Below are 3,380 nucleotides of genomic sequence, written 5' to 3'. Positions count from 1 at the left end.
GCCCGGGCGGACAGCGCGCCGGGCGAGGCGGAGCCCGGCGGCCGGCGCCGCCGTCGTCATGATTGGACTCAGTCCAGATAATTTTCTGGACTCAGTCCAAAAAAGGTGAGAGAATCGTTTCATGGTCGAGATGAGGGATCCGGAGGACTTGTTGCGCGAGGCGTCGCTGCGCGTGACCCGTCCGCGGGCGGCGGTGCTGGAAGCAGTCCGTGCGCACCCGCATGCCGACGCCGACACCATCATCGGTGTGGTGCGGGACGAACTCGGCGGCGTCTCCAAGCAGGCCGTGTACGACGTGCTGGCGGCGCTGACGGACGCCCGGCTGCTGCGCCGGATCGAGCCCTCGGGGTCCCCGGCGCGCTTTGAGGCCCGCGTCGGCGACAACCACCACCATGTGGTGTGCCGGTCGTGCGGCAATATTGCCGACGTCGACTGCACCGTGGGCGAGGCACCGTGCCTGACGGCGGCCGACAACCACGGTTTCGCGATCGACGAAGCCGAGGTCACCTTCTGGGGCACCTGCCCCGCCTGCACTGCCACCAAAGACCTTCAATTGGAAGATCCGACAAGGAGCGATAACTAAATGGCTGATAACACCAAGCCGTTGACAACTGTTGCGGGCGCGCCCGTAGCCGATAACCAGGACAGCCTGACCGCGGGTCCCCGCGGCCCGATGCTGCTGCAGGACGTCTGGTTCCTGGAGAAGATGGCGCACTTCGACCGCGAGGTCATCCCCGAGCGCCGCATGCACGCCAAGGGCTCCGGTGCTTTCGGCACCTTCACGGTGACCAACGACATCACCAAGTACACCAAGGCCAAGATCTTCTCCGAGGTCGGCAAGAAGACCGAACTGTTCGCCCGCTTCTCCACCGTCGCCGGCGAGCGCGGCGCGGCCGACGCCGAGCGTGACATCCGCGGCTTCTCGGTCAAGTTCTACACCGAAGAGGGCAACTGGGACCTGGTGGGCAACAACACCCCGGTGTTCTTCTTCCGCGACCCGCTGAAGTTCCCGGACCTGAACCACGCAGTGAAGCGTGATCCGCGCACCAACCTGCGCAGCGCCGAGAACAACTGGGACTTCTGGACCAACCTGCCGGAGGCCCTGCACCAGGTCACCATCGTCATGTCCGACCGCGGCATCCCGGCGTCCTACCGCCACATGCACGGCTTCGGCTCGCACACCTACAGCTTCATCAACGACGCCGGCGAGCGCTACTGGGTGAAGTTCCACCACCGCACGCAGCAGGGCATCAAGAACCTCACCGACGCCGAGGCCGCCGCGCTGGTCGGCGAGGACCGCGAGTCGCACCAGCGCGACCTGCTCGAGTCCATCGACCGCGGCGACTTCCCGAAGTGGAAGCTCATGGTCCAGATCATGCCCGAGGCCGACGCGGAGACCTACAGGTACCACCCGTTCGACCTGACCAAGGTCTGGTCCAAGAAGGACTACCCGCTGATCGAGGTCGGCGAGTGGGAGTTGAACCGCAACCCGGAGAACTACTTCGCCGACGTCGAGCAGGCTGCCTTCACCCCGGCCAACGTGGTTCCGGGCATCAGCTTCTCGCCGGACCGGATGCTGCAGGGACGCCTGTTCTCCTACGGCGACGCGCAGCGCTACCGCCTGGGTGTCAACCACCACCAGATCCCGGTGAACTACCCGCGCGGTGCCGGGCTGGTCAACTCCTTCCACCGTGACGGCTCCATGCGCGTCGACGGCAACCAGGGCGCGACGCCGGGCATCGAGCCCAACGGCTACGGCCGCTGGCAGGAACAGCCGGCCTACCGCGACCCGGCCCAGGCCGTGGGCGCCGTGGCCGACCGGTTCAACTTCCGCGAAGACGACGACAACTACTTCGAGCAGCCCGGCATCCTCTTCCGCGAGAAGATGACCGCCGAGCAGCGGCAGGTCCTCTTCGAGAACACCGCCCGTGCCATCGACGGCGCTTCCCAGGCGACCATCGAACGCCACATCGCCAACTGCACCAAGGCCGACCCGGCCTACGGCGAAGGCGTGCGCAAGGCCATCGAGGCCCTGCAGGCCGGCAAGATCTCCCCGGTCGACGTGAACACCGACTCGGCGTAACACCCCCAGCCTGACCAAGGCATGAAACTGCCCGGGACCGCCTCAACAGCCGGTCCCGGGCAGTTTTTCGTTCCGGGCCCCTACTTCTCCAGGAGGTGCCCGCGGCCGAACATCTTCGCGGCATCGCGCGCGCTCGGCGTGCCGGCATCCAGGTCCGCCCCGGCCGCCAGCAGCCTGGACACCACGGCGTCCTCGCCCTTGAACAGGGCGCCGGCGATCGGCGACTGGTCGCGCACGTTGCGGATATCGGGGTTGGCCCCGCGTTCCAGCAGCATGCCCACGGTCTCTTCCTGCCCGTGATAGGCGGCCAGCATCAGCAGGGTGTTGTGGTCGGAATCCAGCGCATCCACGGGCAGCCCGTGGTCGAGGAACTCCGCGAGCTCGCCGGTCTTGCCCTCGCGGGCCAGGTCCATGGCGAGCGCAACCACGCGTCGGGTCTGTTCTTCATTGAGCGGTATATCGTTCGTCACTCCCCCAGAGTATGCGAGCCCCTGCCGAATCACGACGGCGGAGCGCCCCCTTCCGTCCCGCGGCGGATCCTGCAGGGTGTCACCACGGCACCGCGCGGACTCCTCAGGCGGCGGCCGCCAGGAAACGTTCCAGGAGCAGAGTGAACGCCGCCGCCGGCTCTCCGGCCTGGTCGGCAACCACCTGCCCGAACCACAGGCCGCACACACCGGCGGCGAAGAGCGTTCCTTCGGCCGCCGCCGTCTGCTCCCCTGCCCCGCGGGCCCGCAGCCACCCGGTGGCGGCATCGCGCCAGCGGACGAACCCGGGCGGCCGCAGGGGCGGCACCGGATCGGTGGTGTGCCTGGCGGCCGCCTGCTGGATGGCCGCTTCGAATCCCAGGCGCTGCAGGGCCCGGCTGTGCGGCGTCTGCGAGTGCTCCCACACCTGGAGCAGCAACTGCCGCAGCTCCGGAACCGCCAGGCCGGCCAACTGCTCCGGCGAGGGCGCGGAGAGATCGGCCTCGACCCGTTGCACAATCTCCTCGAGCAACTGTTCCCGGTGCCCGAAGTGATAGACCAGCATGTAGCTGCTGATGCCCAGGGCTTCGGCCAGCGGGCGGAAGGACAGGTCCGCCAGGTTCTTGTCCTGCAGGTAGGCCAGGATGTCCTCGAGCAGCTGCGGCTTGCGCTGCGGGTTCTGCGGTCTGGCCATGCGGGGTGCCCTGCCTCCTTCTGCGTGGGACCTGAAGCGCGCCGACGCGGGGCGGGCGCTGCTGGATGCGGCCGGCCATCGGCTCGGCTTCAGCATAGTCGTTGCGGGCCGCTGATCGCCCGCGGGCCGGACCGCC

Annotated in this window: 4 protein-coding genes; 2 read left to right on the top strand and 2 right to left on the bottom strand. The window is 68.1% G+C overall.

Going from position 1 to position 3,380, the window contains the following annotated elements; all coding sequences use genetic code 11:
- The first annotated feature begins 121 nt into the window (after positions 1-121).
- Together AC5RV2_RS16025 and AC5RV2_RS16020 are read left to right on the top strand one after the other, a co-directional pair.
- Entirely contained in the window at positions 122-583 is a 462-nt protein-coding gene (locus AC5RV2_RS16025; protein WP_494093155.1) for a Fur family transcriptional regulator, read from the top strand.
- Positions 584-2,083 (top strand): catalase, encoded by a 1,500-nt coding sequence (locus AC5RV2_RS16020; protein ID WP_494093154.1) that lies wholly within the window; start codon positions 584-586, stop codon positions 2,081-2,083. It abuts the gene before it with no gap.
- A gap of 80 nt (positions 2,084-2,163) precedes the next feature.
- Here the strand turns inward: AC5RV2_RS16020 and AC5RV2_RS16015 are convergent, their stop codons facing one another.
- Positions 2,164-2,496, bottom strand: coding sequence for an ankyrin repeat domain-containing protein (locus AC5RV2_RS16015; protein ID WP_494093156.1), 333 nt, complete (start codon positions 2,494-2,496; stop codon positions 2,164-2,166).
- A gap of 160 nt (positions 2,497-2,656) precedes the next feature.
- Positions 2,657-3,244: a TetR/AcrR family transcriptional regulator gene (locus AC5RV2_RS16010; protein WP_494093153.1), complete on the bottom strand. Its 588-nt coding sequence runs from the start codon at positions 3,242-3,244 to the stop codon at positions 2,657-2,659.
- Between the last annotated feature and the right edge of the window lie 136 nt (positions 3,245-3,380).

The sequence above is a fragment of the Arthrobacter sp. Y3225116 genome, assembly GCF_059091245.1.
Note: the sequence above shows the minus strand (reverse complement) of the source record. Positions and strands in the feature narration are given on the sequence as shown.